This window comes from Bacillus sp. EB106-02-03-XG38, assembly GCF_058792175.1.
Genome location: NZ_JBYTED010000001.1, coordinates 1,246,465 through 1,268,741, shown reverse-complemented (window position 1 = coordinate 1,268,741; position 22,277 = coordinate 1,246,465). Strand labels below are relative to the sequence as shown.

At 33.9% G+C, this 22,277-nt stretch carries 15 protein-coding genes and 1 pseudogene; 11 read left to right on the top strand and 5 right to left on the bottom strand.

What is annotated here, in order from left to right; genetic code table 11:
* Positions 1-166 precede the first annotated feature (166 nt).
* Together AC3WTI_RS06490 and AC3WTI_RS06485 are read left to right on the top strand one after the other, a co-directional pair.
* Positions 167-535, top strand: a pseudogene (locus AC3WTI_RS06490) (MarR family transcriptional regulator).
* Positions 536-755: 220 nt separating this feature from the next.
* On the top strand, positions 756-1,634 hold the full coding sequence (locus AC3WTI_RS06485; RefSeq protein ID WP_063224972.1) for a LysR family transcriptional regulator: 879 nt from the start codon (positions 756-758) through the stop codon (positions 1,632-1,634).
* Positions 1,635-1,951: 317 nt separating this feature from the next.
* Here AC3WTI_RS06485 and AC3WTI_RS06480 read toward each other — a convergent pair whose 3' ends face one another.
* The 4 genes from AC3WTI_RS06480 to ycaC all read right to left on the bottom strand — a co-directional run bounded on the left by AC3WTI_RS06480 (position 1,952) and on the right by ycaC (position 5,852).
* Positions 1,952-3,787 carry an amidohydrolase gene (locus AC3WTI_RS06480; protein WP_142286552.1) on the bottom strand — a complete coding sequence of 612 codons (1,836 nt, stop codon included), beginning with the start codon at positions 3,785-3,787 and terminating at the stop codon, positions 1,952-1,954.
* 13 nt (positions 3,788-3,800) lie between these two features.
* On the bottom strand, positions 3,801-4,394 hold the full coding sequence (locus tag AC3WTI_RS06475) for an antibiotic biosynthesis monooxygenase (protein ID WP_087956759.1): 594 nt from the start codon (positions 4,392-4,394) through the stop codon (positions 3,801-3,803).
* On the bottom strand, positions 4,391-5,035 hold the full coding sequence (locus AC3WTI_RS06470) for a hydrolase (RefSeq protein ID WP_000067162.1): 645 nt from the start codon (positions 5,033-5,035) through the stop codon (positions 4,391-4,393). The genes AC3WTI_RS06475 and AC3WTI_RS06470 overlap by 4 nt, the downstream gene beginning before the upstream one ends.
* Positions 5,036-5,207: 172 nt before the next feature.
* Positions 5,208-5,852 carry an isochorismate family cysteine hydrolase YcaC gene (gene ycaC, locus AC3WTI_RS06465; protein WP_000131220.1) on the bottom strand — a complete coding sequence of 215 codons (645 nt, stop codon included), beginning with the start codon at positions 5,850-5,852 and terminating at the stop codon, positions 5,208-5,210.
* Positions 5,853-6,344: 492 nt separating this feature from the next.
* Between ycaC and AC3WTI_RS06460 the strand changes: the two genes are divergently transcribed.
* The 4 genes from AC3WTI_RS06460 to AC3WTI_RS06445 all read left to right on the top strand — a co-directional run bounded on the left by AC3WTI_RS06460 (position 6,345) and on the right by AC3WTI_RS06445 (position 12,569).
* Complete coding sequence (locus tag AC3WTI_RS06460; protein WP_087956760.1) at positions 6,345-7,181, top strand: alpha/beta fold hydrolase; 837 nt, start codon at positions 6,345-6,347, stop codon at positions 7,179-7,181.
* 381 nt (positions 7,182-7,562) lie between these two features.
* Positions 7,563-9,152 carry a bifunctional metallophosphatase/5'-nucleotidase gene (locus AC3WTI_RS06455; RefSeq protein ID WP_097840741.1) on the top strand — a complete coding sequence of 530 codons (1,590 nt, stop codon included), beginning with the start codon at positions 7,563-7,565 and terminating at the stop codon, positions 9,150-9,152.
* Positions 9,153-9,584: 432 nt separating this feature from the next.
* The gene (locus AC3WTI_RS06450) at positions 9,585-10,916 is read left to right on the top strand and encodes an erythromycin esterase family protein (protein ID WP_097840740.1); all 1,332 of its coding nucleotides are present in this window, start codon (positions 9,585-9,587) and stop codon (positions 10,914-10,916) included.
* Positions 10,917-11,411: 495 nt separating this feature from the next.
* On the top strand, positions 11,412-12,569 hold the full coding sequence (locus AC3WTI_RS06445) for a serine hydrolase domain-containing protein (RefSeq protein ID WP_097840739.1): 1,158 nt from the start codon (positions 11,412-11,414) through the stop codon (positions 12,567-12,569).
* A 302-nt stretch (positions 12,570-12,871) separates the two neighbouring features.
* Here AC3WTI_RS06445 and AC3WTI_RS06440 read toward each other — a convergent pair whose 3' ends face one another.
* Positions 12,872-14,023 carry an anion transporter gene (locus AC3WTI_RS06440; protein ID WP_097840738.1) on the bottom strand — a complete coding sequence of 384 codons (1,152 nt, stop codon included), beginning with the start codon at positions 14,021-14,023 and terminating at the stop codon, positions 12,872-12,874.
* A gap of 959 nt (positions 14,024-14,982) precedes the next feature.
* Between AC3WTI_RS06440 and AC3WTI_RS06435 the strand changes: the two genes are divergently transcribed.
* The 5 genes from AC3WTI_RS06435 to AC3WTI_RS06415 all read left to right on the top strand — a co-directional run bounded on the left by AC3WTI_RS06435 (position 14,983) and on the right by AC3WTI_RS06415 (position 22,274).
* Positions 14,983-16,407 carry an alanine/glycine:cation symporter family protein gene (locus AC3WTI_RS06435; RefSeq protein ID WP_087956765.1) on the top strand — a complete coding sequence of 475 codons (1,425 nt, stop codon included), beginning with the start codon at positions 14,983-14,985 and terminating at the stop codon, positions 16,405-16,407.
* A 124-nt stretch (positions 16,408-16,531) separates the two neighbouring features.
* Positions 16,532-17,512 (top strand): glutaminase GlsA, encoded by a 981-nt coding sequence (gene glsA, locus AC3WTI_RS06430; protein ID WP_097840737.1) that lies wholly within the window; start codon positions 16,532-16,534, stop codon positions 17,510-17,512.
* Between the two features lie 233 nt (positions 17,513-17,745).
* On the top strand, positions 17,746-19,062 hold the full coding sequence (locus AC3WTI_RS06425; protein WP_087956767.1) for a sensor histidine kinase: 1,317 nt from the start codon (positions 17,746-17,748) through the stop codon (positions 19,060-19,062).
* A gap of 4 nt (positions 19,063-19,066) precedes the next feature.
* On the top strand, positions 19,067-20,011 hold the full coding sequence (locus AC3WTI_RS06420; RefSeq protein ID WP_000274081.1) for a response regulator: 945 nt from the start codon (positions 19,067-19,069) through the stop codon (positions 20,009-20,011).
* 688 nt (positions 20,012-20,699) lie between these two features.
* Positions 20,700-22,274: a spore germination protein gene (locus tag AC3WTI_RS06415; RefSeq protein ID WP_142286553.1), complete on the top strand. Its 1,575-nt coding sequence runs from the start codon at positions 20,700-20,702 to the stop codon at positions 22,272-22,274.
* Positions 22,275-22,277 lie beyond the last annotated feature (3 nt).

Genomic DNA, 22,277 nt, shown 5'->3' with positions numbered 1-22,277 from the left:
TGAGATACTTATATAGTAACAATTGTTTTCTTCTAATTCCATATGTCTTATGTTGAGAAATAAATTATAAGTGACTTGATAAAGAACAAACGAATTATTGACATAATATTTTGACGATAATATAATGAATCTCGAATTCAAGATAACTTGTAAAGGATTGGGAATTATGAGTGTGATTAAAGATGAAAGCTTATCTTTAAATTTACTCGTTATATTATCAAGGGCAGTACAGTCAATACTAAACGTATTGAAAAGGTTATAAAAAATTATGGACTTAATTCAACTGAATTTGCAGTGCTTGAGCTACTATACAGTTAAGGTGATCAGCCTATACAAAAACTTGAAGACAAAATATTATTTGCAAGTAGTAGTATCACGTATGCGTTAAATATTTGAGAAGGTATCGAATTGATGGATACTATTTTTCCTCAGCATAAAGAGGGATTGGGTAAATATTTGGTAGTTTGGACTATATTGAGAAAAAAAGATAATTGAACAGTTGAAAAAGTTAGGATATTGCGCGCAGGAATTGTGAGTTTTTAGAGGTTATTTCTGTTTAGTAATACCCTAATTAAATATAAATTAAATAAATTAGGAGGAAAAATTAATAAATGGTAGTAATTTTATTGTAATGCAAAATGAATAAATCTTGTAATTACAATTGATATAGTAAGAAAGATAGTTGTTATGTTAACGATATACATATCGTCCTTTTCATTATAAATCTTTCATAAAGCGGAGAGTGGGTATCAAGAATGGAATTACGTCATTTAGAGTATTTTATTCAAGTTTGTAATAATAATAGTTTTACTAAAGCTGCGGAAGTTCTAGGTATTTCACAGCCGACTTTAAGCCAACAAATCCGTGTGTTAGAAGGTGAACTTGATACACCCTTGTTTCATCGAGTTGGAAGAGGTATCAAAATGACAGAAGCGGGTAAGCTGCTATTTGATAAAGGAAAATTTATCATGCAACAATTTGATGACGTTTATAATGAAATTTTTGAATTAAAGGGTGTAAAAAGAGGGGTAATCACTATAGGAGGTTTATTAGAGGATCTCACTTATTTAACACCTTATATTATGAAGTTTCAACAACATTATCCTAACATCGTAGTAAAAATTATAGAATCCGAAGTTGCTGTAAATCAAATCGTTGATAAAAATATTGATATAGGCATCACGCGTAGTGCTCAAATTCCAGACACATTAACAAGCACCCTTTTGTATAGCGAAGAGCTTGTCCTTGTCATTCCAAAAAATCATCCTTTGAATGAAACATCATTTGTTTCTTTTCGAGAATTAGTAGGGCTCAGTAGAATAATGGTTTCATGTAGTTGTCGTGAATCTATTAAAATATATTGTGAGAGTTTAGGGTTATCTTTATCTGAAGCAAATATAGAAACAAAATCTTCTATTTCACTATTGAGCCTTGTATACAATGGACATGGGGTTGCCATAATACCTCTTTCACTGGTTAACTTTGTTAATAATGATACTTTGAGCATAGTTCGTATTATTGACCCAACACCAAGTCAAGATATTAATCTTATTCACTTTGATGATAAATTTTTAAGTTTTGCAGCACGTATCTTTATGCAGAAGTTAAATAATCCTGAAAAAGTATTAGTATAATAAAAATAATAATGATTATAGTGTGAGAATTAAACATGATACATAATTCTTGGGAGAAGACCTAAATTACAGTCAAAGGGTAAGTAGATTTATATGTGTGGTGTAGTCGCTTCAAAATGGAATACCATGGACTTTTACTTAAGGGAAAAGGGCAGACTTTGCAAGGGGAGAAGGCTGTTAAAAATAAGTCAAGTTAATTAATTAACTCTGCGGTTTTATCACATAGTAATAGATTCCATTAGGGAGATACTGCTATTTCTTTTTACATATCCTTATTGCACAAAGAAAACCACCGGCATTATACCGGTGGTTTTGACTTAGAAAGCAAAGCAAGTACAACCAATACCCCATTTGGTTCCATCTTTTCCTATTACGGTATGAGTGTGTTGATGGAGAGGGTTACTGCAACTATGTAACTTGTTATCATGGGAGTTGTGAGAAAGTATAGTGTGGGCTAGGTTAGCGCCACCATAACCATAAACTCCCGTCGGTGACCAATCAGGTGATGCTGGCGGCAATTCAGGTGATAAATTTTTAAATTCATCATTTCCATAAACAACCTGTCCACCCATAATGGTGAGTAATGATTCAAGGTCTTTAATTTCTTCTTCTGGCACAGTAAAGTAGTCAGCAGACAATACAGCAAGATCAGCAAACTGACCTACTGCAAGGGTTCCTTTTTTACCTTCATCACCAGAGAACCACGCACTTCCTTTTGAATATAATTCCAGGGCTACTTTTCTATCAAGTTTATTTTTTTCATCGTATATCGAAAGTCCACCAATGGTTTTTCCGGCAACCATCCAGTAAAGAGCGACCCAAGGGTTATAGCTGGAGACTCTAGTTGCATCACTACCAGCGCCAACAGGTATACCTAGGTCTAACATACGATAAATTGGAGGAGTACGCTTTGCAGCTTCCTTCCCGTATAAATCAACAAAGTATTCACCTTGAAAAGCCATGCGGTCTTGGATGGCAATACCGCCATTTAAAGCCTTAACACGTTCCATACTACGATCTGAGATTGTTTCTGCATGGTCAAACCACCATCGTAGACCATTAAAAGGAATTTCTTTGTTGACTTCCTCAAATACATTTAAGAAACGTGTGATTGACTCGTCATAAGTTGCATGTAAACGGAATGGCCAACGGTTTTCTACCAATAGTGAAATTACTTTCTTTAAGTCAGCTTCCATCATCGTAGCTAGTTCAGGCCGTGGCATTTGAAATTTTTCAAAATCGGCTGCCGAGAATACTAACATTTCTCCGGCACCATTCATTTTATACTTATCAGTTCCTTGACCTGGAGAAACAATTTTTGCCCATGAAGCAAAATCTTCATATTCATGATTAGGATTTTGCGTAAATAGATTATAAGCAATACGCAAAGTTAATTGTTCCTTCTCGGCTAAATGTTCAACAACTTTGTAGTCATCAGGATAATTTTGGAATCCGCCACCAGCGTCAATAGCACTTGTAATACCTAATCTATTTAATTCGCGCATAAAATGGCGAGTTGAATTAATCTGGTCGTCAAAATTAAGTATTGGAGCTTTCCCCAAACTTGAATAGAGAATAGAAGCGTTAGGATTCGCAATTAAAAGGCCCGTTGGATTACCTCGTTTATCCCGCTCAATTAAACAGCCTGGAGGGTCTGGGGTATCTTTTGTGTATCCCAGTGCACGCAGCCCAGCACGATTTACAAGTGCTCTATCGTAAAGATGTAGCACAAAGACAGGGGTATCTTCAGAAACAGCATTAATCTCTTCCAAAGTTGGCAATCGTCTCTCTTTAAATTGAAATTCAGACCAACCTCCAACTACTCTTACCCATTGAGGAGCGGGGGTACGCCTTGCTTGTTCTTTGAGCATTTCGAGAGCAATGACAAGTGAAGGAACACCTTCCCATCGTAATTCCATATTATAATGAAGACCGCCACGAATAACGTGTATATGAGAGTCATTCAGGCCTGGGATAGCTCTCTTTCTTTTAAGGTCTATTTTTTTTGTTTTTTCTGTGGCACTATTAAGAATCTCATCTCCACCTACTGCAGTTATTAAACCCTCAGTTATGGCGATAGCAGATACCTCAGGTTGAGAGGGATCAAGGGTAGTAATTTTTCCGTTATATAAGATCATATCCGGTACATTCATATTCACACCTCGTCTACTTCCTATTATTTTGTAACCATGGATGAAATAATTTACCGAAAATCGGCATAACTACCCATGATAGCAAGGACACTATACATATAGAAACGAAAAAAGCGGACATAATAGGATTCATATGTTTTATAATAGGTCCTATCAATTTAGGAACTAACATGCTAAGAGGCCATACACCCAGAAGGGTAACGATAGACATTTTCCATTTTGGTGGTGGAACTGGCGTTTTCGGAGTAACAAACCAATAGGCCAAACTGCTTTCAGTTTTGTAACTCGGATTAGTAACTTGAAATTGTTCTGCCGTTTTTAACAAATCTCGGCGAACATCTGATTCTTGCCAAGCACGTAGATGCTCATACGTATCAAAGCGAAAAATAACAGTATACTCTCTGGATGCATTATTAGGGACTATTAGATTTACACCTAAATGCCCTGGGAATTTAGTAGCTGCAGCTTCGATTTCATGTCTCCATGTTTCAAACTGTTTTTCTTTACCTTGTTGAATTTTCCATGTAACAATCGTTGTTACTGGATTAGCAGCATCCATTGTGTTCTCTGTATGAGTCTCTTCGACAGCTACTCCTTCTAGTTTCATATTTTCCTGCTTGGAAGCGCGCCGTGCACCATGGTATATGCGTATTCTACGCCTTGACCATAAGCACCAGTGTGTTCTTTTACAATCTCCATTACAGCATCATAAGTGTCTTTGTGTGCCCAATCACGTTGGTATTCAAGTAAAACTTGAATTGCTGTGACTGGAATTGCACCAGCTTGTTCTACACGACGCATAGCAGCGTTATGTGCTGTCAAGCTAGTACCACCTGAAGCATCATCAACTGCATACACCTCATAGCCAGCTTTAATTGCTTCAAGCACAGGGAATGCAAGGCAAACTTCAGTCCAAAGTGCTGCAAATATTAATTTCTTTCTACCTGTTGCTTTAACTGCTTCAACAAATTTTGGATCTTCCCAAGAATTCATTGAACTGCGTTCTATAATTTCATGGTTTGGGAATATGTCAAGAATTTGCGGCCAAAAATAACCAGAAAAGCTGCGTGTCTCAACTGTAGTAAGAATAGTAGGTACGTTAAAAGTTTTTGCTGATTTAGCAAGTAGCATAACGTTATTAATCAATGTTTGTCTATCAATACTTGCAACTCCAAAAGTCATTTGGGGCTGAAAATCAATCAAAATTAAGGCACTGTTCTCCGGATTTAACAATTCTAAATTACTCATAATAAAACGCTCCTTTTTTTATTATTTTCAAAAAGTTAATTTAAGCTGTAATCATAAAAATAAAAGCTTTACTAAGCTTTTTAATTTAAGATTTAGTGCTGATTTAATCAGCACTAAATTTATACTATCTACTTTAAAAAAAGTGATTTAAAACTATTTCTTTGGCATACATTTATGCATTTTGTTTACTAAGATCGCGCTGAGCTCCCATATAGCTTCCAATTATATTTTGATAACCTGGAAGATTACTAGCAAGTAAATTGCCAAAACCTTCAACATCGTTGCGCCAATCGCGTTGTAATTCGCAAGCTACGCTAAACCAGTTCATAAGTTGTACACCATTATGTGCCATACGCGTATTGGCAGCATCTGCAACTTGTTTGCTGAAAGTTCCTGAAGCATCAGTAACAGCAAATACTTCATATCCAGCTTTTATAGCGGAAAGTGCCGGGAAGGCAACACAAACGTCCGTAACTACGCCCGCGATGATAAGTTGTTTTTTTCCAGTTTCTTCGATTGCTTTTACAAAATCATCATTATCCCATGCGTTAATTTGTCCAGGTCGAGCTATTTTTTGTGCGTGAGGAAAGAGATCAACCAATTCTTGCATTAAAGGTCCATTAGGTCCGTTTTCAAAGCTTGTTGTTAAAATAACTGGTAAATCAAAAAACTTAGCAGTGTGAGCAAGAGCTAAAACATTGTTCTTAAATTCATCAACACCATAGTCACGTACTAGTCCAGACATAAGACCAGTTTGATGATCCACTAAAAGCACGACAGCATCATCTTTGTTAATACGAGAATAGAGATCAGTCATTATGTATTCCTCCTAAAAATTAAGTAATCGAAGAAAGTTTAAATAGTCGAATACTATCATAAGTTTCTTCGTTTATAACTAAGCCGACCCATAATATTGGTTATAGCAGCATTCACAGAACATGAAGCGCTATACAAATTTATAGTATTTGAAAACCAATCGGTTAATCAATTCTAAATTATCTATAATTTGTATAGGTCGTAACTATAGTTATTTTCACTATAAAATGGATTGATTTTATCTATACATTCTATAGATAGAACGATATTGATAGTCACCTATTTTTGTTATTAGAATTGAATAGGAGGAATGTTCAGCCATTACTTCGTGATGAAAAGGTATGAGATAGAGAATTGTTCCATAAAGAGAAAATGAGTTCATCGGAACGATAGAGTTTCATGCTTAGCGTTCACAATACAAATGCGTATAAATAGGTTATGAGATTCATTCGAATTATTGAAGAAAAGGATACATATTAAAGGAGGTAGGAGAATGGCAAAAATTACTGTAGGAACCGAAAATCAAGCACCAATTGAGATATATTATGAGGATCATGGCACAGGAAAACCAGTTGTACTCATTCATGGTTGGCCGTTAAGTGGTCGATCTTGGGAATACCAAGTTCCAGCTCTTGTTGAGGCTGGATACAGAGTTATAACATATGATCGTCGAGGTTTTGGAAAATCATCTCAGCCTTGGGAAGGGTATGAATATGATACCTTTACTTCTGATTTACATCAATTATTAGAACAGTTAGAGCTTCAAAATGTCACACTTGTTGGTTTTTCTATGGGCGGAGGCGAGGTAGCTCGATATATTGGAAAATATGGATCCAATAGAGTAGAGAAGGCTGTATTTGCAGGAGCTGTACCACCATTCCTTTATAAGTCTGCAGATCATCCTGAGGGTGTATTAGATGATGTAGCAATTCAAGGATTTGAAAATGGAGTAAAAAGTGATCGCCTAGCATTCCTTGATGAGTTTACGAAAGGATTTTTTGCTGCTGGAGATCGAACTGACTTAGTTAGTGAACCATTTCGACTTTACAATAGGGATATCGCGGCGGGTGCATCGCCTAAAGGAACACTAGATTGTATCGCTGCTTTCAGCAAAACAGACTTTAGAGGCGATTTAGCCAAGGTTAATATACCTACCCTTGTTATTCATGGTGATTCAGATGCAACTGTACCATTTGAATATAGTGGGAAGTTAACACATGAAGCAATTCCTAATTCTAAAGTAACGTTAATAAAGGGTGGTCCACATGGGCTAAATGCAACGCATGCCAAAGAATTTAATGAAGCACTCCTGGCATTTTTAAAAGACTGATTACAACTATATAATTGTTAATTGATCAGTATAAACAAGTTAAAATAAAGCTTTATAAAAGATGCTCTTGGATAAATCCAGGAGCATCTTTTTAAATAGTGATATTGAGATGTTAGGATGATAAATCTCCATTAGTTTTGAATTGAATATTCTTCTTAATAGCTAAAATGTAAGGATTAGCTTTTTTAGGTCTCTTAGGTGTATTTTTATATTAATATAAATAAAATCATTTGAGTAACCCCCAAAACAAAGATTTTTTGTCAGAAAAAAATAAAACATTATTAATTTTTATAATTAGTAGAATTTTTATAGAAATAATCCTCTTAATATATTAAAATAACATTGTATTATGTCAGATTTTAATTAGGGGAGAGAAATTTTATGTTAAAAAAAATCATTCCAGTTGCTTTAGCAATAAGTACAGTTACTTTTACTAGTGTATTTGCTGCGCCTTCAGCCCAAGCAAGTACAGGACCAAACCGCTACATAGATGTGCAAATGCTCGGTATTAACGATTTTCATGGGCAACTAGACACTGTAAAAAAAATTAACAATAAAGATGCAGGGGGAATTGAGTACTTAGGAGCTTATTTACGTGATCGTGAAAAACAAAATCCAAATACATTAAAGGTTCATGCTGGCGATGTTGTTGGAGCAAGTACTCCTGTTTCAGCATTATTACAAGACGAACCTACGATTGAATTTCTAAATGATTTGAAATTCGATGTTGGAACTATAGGAAATCATGAATTTGATGAAGGGGTTGCGGAAATGAACCGCCTTATTTATGGTGGATACCATGAGAAAACAGGGAATTTTAAAGGAGCAAAATTCCCATACGTTGCCGCAAATTTTTATAATAAATCCACTGGCCGTTTATTTTTACCGCCATTCACTATAAAAAAGGTACAAGGAGTTCCTGTTGGGTTTATCGGAGTCGTAACAACGGATGTTCCTAACCTTGTTATGCCTACTATGCTAAAGAATGTAGAAATTACAGATGAAGTTGAAGCTATTAACAAATCTGTAAAGCAATTAAAAAAACTAGGCGTTAAATCTATCGTTGTTCTTGCGCATAACGGAGGTACAACAGATGGGACCGGCGTAACAAATGGTGATATCGTCCGATTAGCAAATGAGACTGATCCAGAAGTCGATGTTATTTTTGGTGGGCATAGCCACACTTATGTAAATGGAACTGTTAATAATAAACTTGTCGTACAAGCAAATTCTTATGGTATGGCTTTTGCTGATGTTGATGTAAAGATTGATCGTAAGACACAAGATATTGTTGAGAAAAAAGCAGAAATTGTTACAACTTACCATGAAGGCATGGAGCCTGATAAAAAAATAAAGAAGAAGATGGAGAAATATCAAGCAAAAATCGCACCTCTTGTTAATGAAGTTGTAGGTAAGTCTATTGCTCCACTAGATCGCAAACTAAATACGGGTGGTGAATCTACTCTTGGAAATTTAGTTGCTGATGCCCAGCGTACAACAATGCAATCCGAAATTGCACTTATGAATCCTGGTGGTATTCGTAATGACTTAGATGCTGGTGATATTACATGGGGCGAGATATATGGTATTCAACCATTCGGAAATCAATTAATAAAAGTAAATTTAACAGGCCAGGACATTCGTGATATTTTAAATCAACAATGGCAAAAAGACATAACAAGAATGCTTCAAATTTCAGGAATCCAATACACTTGGGATGCGAACAAGCCTAATGGAGAAAAAGTAACAAGTATTCGCTTAACAAATGGAGAAGAAATTATTCCTTCTAAAACTTACAGTGTCGTTGCTAACGCATTTTTAGCTTCAGGTGGAGATGGATTTGTATCCTTTAAAAACGGGAAAGATGCTGAAACAGGCCCAACTGATTTTGAAGCATTAGTAGATTATATAAAAGAATCAAAAGAACCAATTCAATCTGTTATTGATGGAAGAATTCAAAAAATAAATTAGATTTTTATTAGTCTCAAAAACAAATAGATTACCTGTACGCTAACTTTTTCGTGTGCAGGTAATCTATTTTTTATGGGCTTGAAATAAAGTCTTACTGTGGCCAATGGGTATACCGTCTAGATGCAGAGTGCTGAAAACAATGGAGTAGACAAAAAATAATCCCTAAATTAACTCTATGATGAAGAGACTACAAATAATTAAAATTTGGAACTTCATATTAGCCCAATATTAACTACACTACAATGGATTGAAGTTCATGTAGTTTTATATTCGTATGAGGGAATTAAGGATTTCTTAAGAACCTATTAAGAAATAAGTGAGTTTTAGGAATTAGAATAAATGTATCTTAATGATAATAAGAGAGGTAATGGTTTAAACGGTAGTTCTTATAGTATGTCAAAAATTAATAAATTAGTATTTCAGGAGGTTTTTATGAAAAAGAAAATAATTATTGCACTTAGTGCTTCTGCTATAATACTGACTAATTTTGTAGGAAGTACTTATGCAGAATCGAAAACAGAAGTTTCTGTTACAGCTCCCTACAATACAAATCAAATAGCAGGATGGTTAGAAGCACATGCAAAGCCTTTAAAAACAACGAATCCAACTGCATCTCTTAATGATTTAAAACCACTTAAGAATATGGTAGGTTCAGCTTCAATCGTAGGTTTAGGGGAAGCTACGCATGGGGCTCATGAAGTTTTTACGGTGAAACACCGTATTGTTAATTATTTAGTATCTGAAAAGGGCTTTACCAACTTAGTTTTAGAAGAGGGATGGGACAGCGCTTTGGAACTTGATCGATATGTTCTTACTGGTAAGGGAAACCCAATCCAACATCTATCACCTACATTTAAGACGAAAGAAATGTTGGATTTACTTGATTGGATTCGGCAATATAATGCTAATCCAAAACATAAATCTAAAGTGCGTGTCATCGGGATGGATATTCAATCAGTAAATGAGAATGTTTATAATAATATAATAGAATATATAAAGAGGAACAATTCAGATCTTGTGCCTAGAATAGAAGCGAAGATAAAAGGTCTTATTCCTGTAACAAAGGATATGAATACTTTTGAGATTCTTTCAAAAGAAGAAAAAGAAAAGTATATTTCAGATGCTAAACAAATTAGTGCTTTATTAGAACAAAATAAAAGTTATTTAAATGGAAAATCCAAAGAGTTCGCATGGATAAAACAAAATGCCCGTATTATTGAACAGTTCACTACAATGTTAGCGTCACCTCCTGATAAACCATCGGATATTTTTTTGAAACATGATATCGCAATGTATGAGAATGCGAAGTGGACTGAAGAACATTTAGGAAAAACCATTGTATGGGGACATAATGGGCACGTTTCGAAAACAAATATGATTCCTTTTATATACCCTAAAGTAGCTGGGCAGCATTTAGCAGAATACTATGGGAAACGGTATGTATCTATTGGAACATCAGTTTATGAAGGACAATATAATGTTTATAATAGTGACGGTGAATTTGGCCCTTATGGAACATTAAAATCAGATGATCCAAACAGTTATAACTACACCTTCGGACAAGTTAAAAAAGATCAATTTTTTATTGATTTACGTAAGGCGAACGGAGTGACAAAAACTTGGTTAAACGAACAACATCCAATTTTCGCGGGGATAACTACCGAAGGGCCTACTATACCTAAAACTGTTGATATATCATTAGGGAAATCATTTGATATACTTGTTCAAATTCAAAAAGTGAGTCCATCTCAAGTGCATAAATAAAAGTAGAATCGTATGTCTTAATGACAACGTGATAAGTGTTTCATATAGCGCTATGAAATTTTGTTATATAGCAAGAAAAATAATCATATTAGAAAAAATCAGCAATGTAACTTGTTAAGAGTAAAAAGAATATTCAATATTTAAAGCGCAAAAAAACACCGAAGCGACATCGGTGTTTTTTTGCGCTTTCGGGCACAGATGCTACTTCAATCCTATTATAGAAGCGATTTCGAATGTAAGGAATTCGTAAGGGATAGGTAAGGAAAAAGAGATTTTCGTTGTGTAGGATAAAAATATAAGGAGGCGTGAAGGGGGGATAAGTACGGCCTACATATAAAACAATCAGTAACAAGAGTGTTTTGTGAAAATAATGAGTACAGTGATTGCAAATGCATTGTTGCCTTTTCACCATTGGAAGAATTGATAGCTGTGTGGTTCGTATATGACACTGCTATCAACTATCTATACAATTTTAATAGAAGAGAGGAATGCTTTATGAAAACACACAGTAAAATTACATGTGCAAGTCTAGCACTATTAATAGCTGGAAGTTCCCTGTTATACATAACACCAGTCTCAATTGTAAAAGCAGAATCTGCGCAAAATGTATCTAGTTCGTTACAAACAAGTACGCAAAGCGATCGTACTTCCGTTAAGAAAGCAATGCGAGATGAACTGCAACTTGGATACCCGGGAATACTCGCTCAAATTTCTAAGGGTGGTAAAACATGGAATTACACCGCTGGGATAGCGGATTTAAAAACTAAGAAACCAATGAAAGCAGATTTTCGCTTTCGTATTGGCAGTGTGACGAAAACGTTCATTGCAACAGTTCTACTTCAATTATCTGGAGAGAACCGTTTGAATCTAGATGACTCCATTGAAAAATGGTTGCCTGGTGTCATTCAAGGAAACGGATATGATGGTAACCAGATTACAATCCGGCAAATATTGAATCATACAAGTGGTATTGCTGACTATATAAATTCAAAGGACTTTGATATTACGGATATAAAAAAATCGTATACGGCTGAAGAATTTGTAAAGATGGGGATTTCTCTTCCTCCAGACTTTGCTCCAGGGAAGGGTTGGTCTTATTCAAACACAGGATACGTAATACTGGGGATCCTAATTGAAAAAGTAACAGGAAACAGCTATGCGGAAGAGGTTGAAAATCGGATTATTGAACCGCTTGATTTGTCAAATACATTCTTACCTGGTAATTCAAGCGTGATTCCAGGCACCAAGCATGCCCGTGGCTATTTGCAACTAGACGGAGCAAGTGAGCTAAAAGACGTTACGTATATTAACCCAGGTAGCTCGGATGGAGATATGATTTCCACTGCTGACGACTTAAACAAATTCTTCTCTTACTTACTCAGTGGCAAATTACTGAAGGAACAGCAACTAAAACAAATGCTTACTACAGTTCCTACAAATAGAGAGGGAACTGGATATGGTCTTGGAATCCTTGAAATTAAGCTTCCGAACGGTGTCTCGGTATGGGGACACAGGGGTGCCGTTCCAGGGTTTTCCACTTTTGCTGGTGGAACACTTGGAGGCAAACGTACAATTGCTATCAATTCGAACAGTTTAAACATTAATAATCCGGAATTTTTTAAAAACATTTTACTTGCTGAATTTAGCAAGTAGGCAAAAAGGAAAAACGGAAAAACGGATAAATTTTGTCATTTGTAATTTCAATCGGAATGGATTACCGCTTGAAATGAGTATAAAGAGGGATTAAGTATCTAGAAACAATCAAACCAATCATGAGAGATGGTTAAGTAAAAGGATTGGTTTATACATTGGCCGATTAAAAGAGCAACATATATAATGAGTGATTATTATGTATATAGTATTTTTATTGTATCTCTTTAAACATACCTATATTAAAACCCAAATTTCTCAATTTAAGGCTGAGATATTTGGGTTTTTCTAAAGGAATCAATTTTTCAAAAAATTTTTAGAAATTTAAAGATAAAGTATTGTATACATGTAAGTATGATTAAAAATGAAAAGTTGTAAATGCTAAATTTAATTAAATACGCCTTACTCTCTTTACCATTGGCTTGAGTGAATAGTTTATAGGAAATTACACTAGCTAAAGATGCGATAATTGTTCCAAGTCCTCCAATATTTACTCCGAGTAATAAAGCTTTCCAATCAGAAGTAAAGTTTGATAGAAGAATTGAAGTAGGAAAATTGCTAATCAATTGACTCAAAAATATGGAACTAAAGAAGACTGAAGTATCTCCTTTTAAATTAGCGCGAGCAAATGTCTCCAGCGCATCGGAATGGGAAATGTTTCCGATAAAAATAAAAAAACAGACAAAGGTTATTAGAAGAAAGTAATCGATCTTAAATAGTAAGTTTCTATCTAACGTAAATGCTGCCATCAATGTAACTATTAGCGCAATGTAATAATTAATGACACCAAAAATAGATGCAATGATAGTGATAAGTATCAAAATCCAGATGGTAGCTTTTTTTCGATTCTTCACGGTAATAACAGGTAGTTCTATTTTTAAATCTGTTTTTTGAAGTTTTTGAGTAAATATAAATAACAAACTGATTCCAAGTACAGCTAAAAGCAGGATTGAACCTAAAAATGGGATGAGCTTAATTCCATAGTAAGAATATAAGTATAAATTTTGTGGGTTTCCCATAGGCATCAAGCTACTGCCGATGTTTGCCGCAATTGTTTGCAGGATGATTGTATCCATCATGTTCATTTGTGTTTTTTTACTAATGACAAGTGTTATTGGCACAAAAGTGAGGAGAGCGACATCATTTGTTACAAACATGGAGCAAATAAAGCATAACAAAATTAGAATAATAGATATTGACCTGCTGTTATTGCATTTATTTAAAATCGCAACGGCAAGTTTGTCTAATATCTTTAGCTGTTCCAAGGCCTTAATGGCCACCATTAGATTAAATAAGCTAATTAACACTTCAAAGTTAATATATTCGATCTTTGGCGAATGTATTAAGCAGCTTACAATTGCTAGTATCAGTGAAATGGTAAGTACTAAATCCTTTTTTAAAAATTCGAATTTCATAAGGAGTCTTTTTTTATTTTGAACGAATACGATTTCTTTCACAATACACCACCTGTAATCTATGTTAGTAAATATACATTTTTTGGATAACTCAATATTGCTAGAAAAGAGGATGTTATAAGGTCCTAAATAAGAGATTTGTAATGTTTCATCCATTCAACAAAATCCTTTTTTGCTTAGTGTCTTTCATGCTGTAAATATGTGCAATATAGACGAATCCAGCTAGGGGGATTAATTGAGAAAACAAATGTTTTTTGTATGATACCATAAATAAATTAAATGTTTTATTTTTGGAATATTCTTATAATATCCTATCGATTCTTGATTTCAAATACTTGATATGAAGTTCTAAAAGAGAAAAAGTATGCATGTTTTTATGAAGAAAAAAGAGGCTTGTCAAAGGTTAGGTAGAACAGCATCCGCGACATTTGGATACTGTATAAAATTTACAAAATCTCAGTGTTTTTTAGATGAAAAAACCTTAAAATATTTTTTGTTTTTATAAAAACCTGTACTTTTTCGTAACATTCTGTACTTTTAATTATAAATTAAAGACAAGGTTCTCTTAGTTGAAGATTGAAAGCGCTTCATAGTTTTTCTGTGAATTTTTTACCTAGCCTATTTTTGAGATTAGTAGTGAGAAAGGAGATATTTCCATGTTCTTGAGAAATTTAACCAAAAACCAATTAATCACTATTGATTATTATGATTTAAATGTAGATCACCGGTAAACGAAACAAACATAATAGTACAACAACATTAGTGGATAAGAATATTAGTTTTACAGAAGGGGATAGAGCATCCGTTTGTATAAACGTTAAGTTCTTCAAAATTCCAGTTTTACGGTTACATGTTGTGATGTTTGCTTAAACAGGCCAATCCTATTAATATAGAAAATTTTTATCCTTGTTGTATTTGAATATGAATGAGGTATTTATGCCAGGAAATATAGGTGATTTTATATAGATTATGAAATATAAATTTTGGTATGGAGTGATAATATGGAAAAGTTTTTTGTAGATTTAGTCGGATCAACGAATGATTTTTTATGGTCTAAATTGTTAATTATTATGCTTGTTATTTGCGGAATTTATTTTACATTTAAATTAAATTTTGTACAGTTTCGAATGTTAAAAGAGATGGTCCGTGTATTAATGGAGGGGAAAAGTGGTTCTAAAGATCAAATCTCTCCTTTTCAAGCGTTTTGTATTGGTATGGCAGCTCGCGTTGGAACAGGGAATATTACAGGAATTGCGATTGCGATTGCATTAGGAGGTCCTGGAGCTGTATTTTGGATGTGGATTATTTCTATTATTAGCTCGGCCTCTAGTTTTGTTGAAAGCACATTAGCACAGATATATAAAGTAAAAGATAAAACTGGCTTCCGCGGTGGGCCATCCTATTATATGGAAAAAGGCTTGAATAAACGTTGGATGGGAGTATTATTCTCTATTTTAATCACAATTACTTTTGGTCTTGTATTCAATTCAGTACAATCAAATACAGTTACAATTGCTTTTCAAAACTCATTTGGTACAGATCGTCTAACAGTCGGGATAATCATGGCCATTGCTTTCGCTGCGATTATCTTTGGTGGTGTACAACGTATTGCAAAAATGGCTGAATACAAAGTGGTATTTTTAGCGGTATTATACATTGGAGTTGCATTATTTGTTGTAATTACCAACATATCAAAAATGCCGGAAGTTCTTTCTCTTATTGTTCAAAACGCATTTGGTTTTAAACAAATAGCAGGAGGTTCAATTGGTGCAGCACTTATGAATGGAGTTAAACGTGGTTTATTTTCAAATGAAGCTGGTATGGGAAGTGCACCAAACGTTGCCGCAACAGCAACAACAAGTCATCCAGTGAAACAAGGACTGATTCAAGCATTTGGTGTATTAACGGATACACTGATTATTTGTACTAGCACTGCCTTTATTATTTTGCTTTCTGATGCATATAAACAACCGGGGTTAAATGGTATTGCACTTACACAAGCAGCATTAAGTGAACACATCGGTTCTTGGGCATCGGGTTGTCTTGCTATCTTTGTTTTTTTATTTGGATTTGGTGCGTTAATTGGCAACTATTATTATGGTGAAACAAACATTCGCTTCTTACATACAAGTAAAGTGTGGTTAATGATATACAGAATAAGTGTGTTGGCTATGATTGTATTTGGTTCTGTTGCAAAGGTTCAAATTGTATGGGATTTAGCGGACTTATTTATGGGCTTTATGGTTATTATTAATTTAATTGCTATTACCTTACTTTCAAAAGTAGCATTTGCGGCGTTACAAGATTATATAAACCAGAAAAAAGCTGGTAAAGATCCTATTTTTTATAAAGAAAATATTAAAGGGCTTGAAAATATTGAATGTTGGGATAGTTATGAGAAAACTTCAAAAAAGAAAAGTGTGTAATAAGAAAGATATTCAGACTGCAATATGTCTGAATATCTTTCTTGGTTCTAATGCAAATATTATTGATGATATTAAAGAAAAAATTATTCTATATAAAGTTAATAGTACGGGGGAATATTGTTAAATGATAAAGGATTCTAGCGTTCAAGTTGAGGGTCAAGAAAAAGTTTGCTTAGATCAATGGGTAGCTCATTATCGAACGTATGCAGCTAAGGGACGAAGCGCCAGTTATATTCCCGCTCTGGGGGAAATAAATGTATCGCAGTTAGGTATTTGTATAGTAAAGCCAGATGGAACAATGATAAAGTCAGGAGATTGGGAGGTACCTTTCACATTACAAAGTATATCAAAAGTAATTGGTTTTATAGCCGCTTGTTTAAGTCGTGGTATTTCTTATGTATTAGAACGAGTTGACGTAGAGCCAACTGGAGATGCCTTCAATTCAATTATTCGTTTAGAGATACATAAACCAGGAAAACCTTTTAATCCTATGATTAATGCTGGAGCGATTACGATAGCTTCACTTTTGCCAGGGACATCGGTGCAAGAAAAATTAGAATCTCTATATGTATTAATTGAAAAAATGATAGAGAAGCGTCCTGCTATTAATGAAATAGTATTTCAATCAGAATGGGAAACGGCTCATCGTAATAGAGCTTTAGCATACTATTTAAAGGAGAATGGTTTTCTAGAATCAGATGTGGAGGAGACACTAGAGATTTACCTAAAACAATGTTCGATTGAAATAAATACAGAAGATATTGCCTTAATAGGGCTTATACTGGCACATGATGGATATCATCCTATTCGCAAAGAACAAGTGCTCCCTAAAGAAGTAGCTAGGTTAACAAAAGCTTTAATGCTTACTTGTGGAATGTACAACGCTTCTGGAAAATTTGCTGCTTTCATTGGATTACCAGCTAAAAGTGGGGTATCCGGCGGAATTATGACACTTGTTCCCTCAAAATCTAGGAAGGATTTACCGTTCCAAGATGGATGTGGTATTGGTATTTACGGACCAGCCATTGATGAGTATGGGAATAGTTTACCAGGAATTATGTTGTTAGAACATATTGCAAAAGAATGGGATTTAAGTATATTTTAAAAAGGAGCACAGATATTTTGGTGTTAGAGCGAGTCCAAAAGTGTTCAGACCTTATGTTGTGTCTGAACATTTTTGAGTTATAAAGTATCTTTCTAAAGTAGAAGAGTGTAATGAATACTCACAATCTATAATGCTTTCGTTTATATCTTATTTATCAGTTTTTGAAAAAAATAGAGTAAGTATTGTATTAATGCAAATAGGTTTGTATACTGACTGTTAGGCGAAAGTGAGAAGTGATTATTTTGAATCTTAGTAATTTAGTAAAAAAAGACATCTATATTCTCGTTTTAATGATACTTACAGTACCCTTAGTAGGTGAAATAAAGTCATTTCCTTTAAATGAAACATTTAGAATGAGCTTTGGTGCACCAACATTTTTCTTTTTTTTGTTATTGTTTCGACGAATCCCAGCATTTTTACCGGGTTTTTTAACAGCAATAGTCGTGGTGGTATTTCGTATCTCAATGGATGTCATTATAAAGGGAAATATGGATTGGCTAGCCGCTTTTCATACTCACTATCCTAGTTTTTTCTTTTATTTTACGTATTCGTATCTCTTTCATTTAGCAAAAATCAAACGTTTTAATCATCAACCACTAATGATTGGTTTGATTGGTTGCATGATTGAAATACTGTCAGACTGTGTAGAACTAATGATTCAATATTTCGTATTAAAAACATCAATCACATCCGAGGCAATAAATGAGATCATTGTTATCGCATGTTCCCATAGTTTTATAGTTCTAAGCTTTTTCAATATGATGAAATTGTATGAAGCGCAATCAAGGGAAAGACACATAAAGAAACAAAATGAACACATGCTCATGCTCATCTCTAATTTATATGAAGATGCTGTTCATTTAAAAAAAACATTACAAGATGCTGAGAATATAACAAAAAAATCCTATGATTTATATAAAACTTTAGACTCTTTTGAGCACAAACAGATGGATTTTCAGTTTGGGGATTTAAGACAACAGGCATTACAAATTGCTGGTGAGGTCCATGACGTTAAAAAGGATAACCAACGTATTTTTGCGGGACTTTCAAAATTAATTTCTGATGAAAGTTTTACAGATTATATGTCTGTACATGAACTAGTAAATATCATTATACGGGCAAATGCGAAATATGCACGGTTGCTAGAGAAAGACATCCAATTTGTGTATAAAATTGATGGTGTGCATCCTCACTATCATATTTACACAATCTTATCTATTATAAATAATATCGTTACAAACGCTGTAGAAGCTATCCAAGGTATGGGAACCATCACAATTGACATTAATAAAGACCACCATTTTGTTGAATTTCAAATAGGCGATAATGGTCCCGGTATTTCTTCAAAATATAAAGATTCAATTTTTGAGCCTGGGTTTACTTCTAAATATGATGATTTAGGCAATCCGTCGACAGGTATCGGATTATCGTATGTTAAAGAAATGGTCGAACAACTTGAAGGTGATGTTACGCTTGAGGACAGAACCGAAGGAAAAGGATCAATTTTTATAATTAGATTAGGGATTGATCATATAATTTCGAAAGGGTGATTCTATGTATTTTTATATAGTAGATGATGAAAAAGCGGTTCGCTCAATGTTGGCTCAAATTATCGAGGATGAAGATCTTGGGGAGGTTATAGGAGAAGCTGAGGATGGTTTATCTTTAGAGCAACAAATGCCAATCCTTAAGAATATAGACATTTTATTTATCGATTTGTTAATGCCGATTCAAGATGGAATAAAAACAATTCGTCAAATAAAACCTTCGTTTAAAGGGAAAATCATCATGGTCTCTCAAGTAGAATCAAAAGAATTAATTGCTGAAGCTTATTCGCTTGGCGTTGAATACTATATTATTAAGCCAATTAACCGGATTGAAGTATTAACAGTTGTTCGGAAAGTCATTGAACGAATTCGTTTGGAAAAATCGATAAAAAATATTCAAGAATCGCTTAATATGGTACTAAAATTGGATAGTAATTCAAGTGCGCAAGAAAAATACCGTAATGAAAAACATTTAAATACTTTTAATCATTTTCAAAATTCCATTCATTTTCTTTTGTCTGAATTAGGAATAGCCAGTGAAAGTGGAAGTAAAGATTTAATGGATATGCTAGATTATTTATATAAATATGAACAAGATAATACGTTGGAACAAGGTTTTCCCTCACTAAAAGAGATTTTTATGAATTTGGCTCAAAAAAAACTTGGGGATTCAGTTGAAGATGCTGAATTAAAAAGGTTCATAGAAGCTTCCAAACAACGGATTCGGAGAGCAATTTATCAATCATTAAACCATTTAGCATCTCTTGGACTTACTGATTTTTTAAACCCGAAGTTCGAAAATTATGCTTCTAGATTTTTTGATTTTACTACCGTAAGGAGAAAGATGACAGAATTGAATAATGAACCAACATTACCTGCTCGTATTGATACGAAAAAATTTATTCAAGTTCTTTATTTTGAAGCAAAACGAATACACTTGGAATTAAGATGATAAACTCTTGCTCATTAGTATTTTCAATTAATAGATTGATAATTGTTTTAATGTTATTTGTTTTATATAGTTTTTCTAAGAGAGTATTTTCTTTTATTTCATATTGGTTTTAAAATCAGAAAATTCCGTATCGATTCGGTAGAAGTATATTAACTTAGCACAAAAAAATATGTATTTTTTATTTTTTAAACATTAATATTCATTTAAAAAAACGAGTATTTCCACAATAAAATATAAATACATAATAAGTTGAATTTAAAAAAAGATGCTATCTTCTAGCATCTTTTTTTCTTTAAGAGGAAATATCATTGATCCTTATATTATTTGAAATTCAAATGCGGGCATATAAATAAGGGAAAAGGAGATAATATTTAACAAATTATAATTGGAAATGGTATTTTAGGTCAGAAATGTTTTTATACCAATTAGGTTATTTGTACTAAATAAGCATAATGTCTCGCTTTTCTGCTCTTTAATCTTATAGTTATTTTTTATTAAGTACATATCGTTTTTTAGAAATCTCAATCCTAGCAGAGTATATAAATTGGGTGATAAAAATGTGGAACATAATTACTTCTTATCTTCCAGATTGGAAAGTCTTTGTACAAGCTTTTATCTTGTTTTTAATTCCGTATACTATCTCAAGATTTTTTCATTGGGTTCGTATGTCAGAGAAAGAGTGGGAAGAATGAGTTGGTGGAAGTCAAGAGACAAACAAGTGAAAAAAAATAATATTCAAAGTAAAACGAAACAAGAGCATAAACCATCTCAAAATGCAAACGTTCATTTCACAAATGATTTTGCCTCTAACTTAGAACTTATAAAGCAACAAATCGGACATAATTCTGATGTTCGCTTTCGGAAGTTTAATATTGGACGCACAGATATTCAAGCTGAGATCGTTTTTGTTGATGGTCTATCAGATAAAGAGATAATTGACAAACATATTATGAAATTACTAATGGATGATTTTTCTGATGAATATAAAAATGAATCTTCTTATGTGGAGGGGACTGTTTCAAAAGAATATATTAAAAATAAAGTTCTTACAATTAGTGAAGTAGCAGAAGTCCATTACATAAAAGATTTAATACCCAAAGTATTGATAGGTTCAACAGCTCTTTTAATTGATGGTTTAGCAGATGTGTTTATTCTTGGTACAACAAAAGCAAATAAACGAAATATTGAAGAACCAGTATCGGAGGCATTAGTCAGAGGGCCACGTGTCGGTTTTACTGAAGTATTAAGTGATAATACCTCACTTTTGCGACGACACTGTGCGGATGAGAACTTATCATTAGTAAAGCTACCAGTAGGAGAACGTGCAAAGAAAGAGTTAGTTGTCGCATTTATTAAAGATCTTGCTAGTACAGAATTGGTGGATGAAATAAAAAACAGAATTCAGAAAATTGACATAGACAGTGTACTCGAATCTGGTTATATAGAGCAACTTATTGAAGATAATTATCTCAGTCCTTTTCCGCAGATTCAAAATACAGAACGACCTGATCGTGTTATTAGTGCTTTAATGGAAGGTCGAGTAGCTATTTTGTTAGATGGAACACCATTTGTTTTAATTGCTCCAGTTACATTTAGTATGCTGCTGCAATCACCAGAAGATTATTATGAAAGGTGGCTTCCTGGTACGCTTCTCCGCTTATTACGCTTCATGACAGCTTTTGTTTCATTATTTGCCCCAGCACTATATATTTCTTTTATTTCATTTCATCCAGGATTAATTCCCACTAAGCTCGCTATTTCTATTATCGGATCGCGAGAAGGAGTTCCTTTTCCCGCTTTAATAGAAGCGTTAATTATGGAAGTAGCTATCGAAGTTTTGCGAGAAGCAGGTTTACGTCTGCCTAAACCGATTGGGCCTGCAATGGGAATTGTGGGTGGTTTAATAATTGGTCAGGCTGCCGTAGAAGCAGGAATTGTTAGTCCAATAATGGTTATCGTTGTTGCGGTAACAGCTATTTCTTCTTTTACTATTCCGCAATATAGTGTGGGAATTACGTTACGCATTCTTCGTTTTATAGCTATGTTTTGTGCTGCGATATTTGGCTTGTATGGAGTTATTCTCTTCTTTCTTTTACTTTGCAGTCATTTAGTGAAACTGAAAAGTTTTGGCGTTCCTTATACCAGCCCTGCTGTTCCATATCGATTTAGTGACTGGAAAGATTTTATGGTTCGCATGCCATTAAAAATAATGAGACGTCGACCAAAAATAATGCATACCAAAAAAAATATCCGCAAAAGGTAGCTG

Excerpts from the sequence above, each read along its gene's own strand:
- AC3WTI_RS06455 (WP_097840741.1), top strand. The coding sequence starts at position 7,563 with ATGTTAAAAAAAATCATTCCAGTTGCTTTAGCAATAAGTACAGTTACT.
- ycaC (WP_000131220.1), bottom strand. The coding sequence starts at position 5,852 with ATGACTGATCTCTATTCTCGTATTAACAAAGATGATGCTGTCGTGCTT.
- AC3WTI_RS06475 (WP_087956759.1), bottom strand. The coding sequence starts at position 4,394 with ATGAAACTAGAAGGAGTAGCTGTCGAAGAGACTCATACAGAGAACACA.
- AC3WTI_RS06470 (WP_000067162.1), bottom strand. The coding sequence starts at position 5,035 with ATGAGTAATTTAGAATTGTTAAATCCGGAGAACAGTGCCTTAATTTTG.
- AC3WTI_RS06485 (WP_063224972.1), top strand. The coding sequence starts at position 756 with ATGGAATTACGTCATTTAGAGTATTTTATTCAAGTTTGTAATAATAAT.
- AC3WTI_RS06415 (WP_142286553.1), top strand. The coding sequence starts at position 20,700 with ATGAGTTGGTGGAAGTCAAGAGACAAACAAGTGAAAAAAAATAATATT.
- AC3WTI_RS06420 (WP_000274081.1), top strand. The coding sequence starts at position 19,067 with ATGTATTTTTATATAGTAGATGATGAAAAAGCGGTTCGCTCAATGTTG.
- AC3WTI_RS06445 (WP_097840739.1), top strand. The coding sequence starts at position 11,412 with ATGAAAACACACAGTAAAATTACATGTGCAAGTCTAGCACTATTAATA.
- AC3WTI_RS06435 (WP_087956765.1), top strand. The coding sequence starts at position 14,983 with ATGGAAAAGTTTTTTGTAGATTTAGTCGGATCAACGAATGATTTTTTA.
- AC3WTI_RS06480 (WP_142286552.1), bottom strand. The coding sequence starts at position 3,787 with ATGAATGTACCGGATATGATCTTATATAACGGAAAAATTACTACCCTT.
- AC3WTI_RS06460 (WP_087956760.1), top strand. The coding sequence starts at position 6,345 with ATGGCAAAAATTACTGTAGGAACCGAAAATCAAGCACCAATTGAGATA.
- glsA (WP_097840737.1), top strand. The coding sequence starts at position 16,532 with ATGATAAAGGATTCTAGCGTTCAAGTTGAGGGTCAAGAAAAAGTTTGC.
- AC3WTI_RS06450 (WP_097840740.1), top strand. The coding sequence starts at position 9,585 with ATGAAAAAGAAAATAATTATTGCACTTAGTGCTTCTGCTATAATACTG.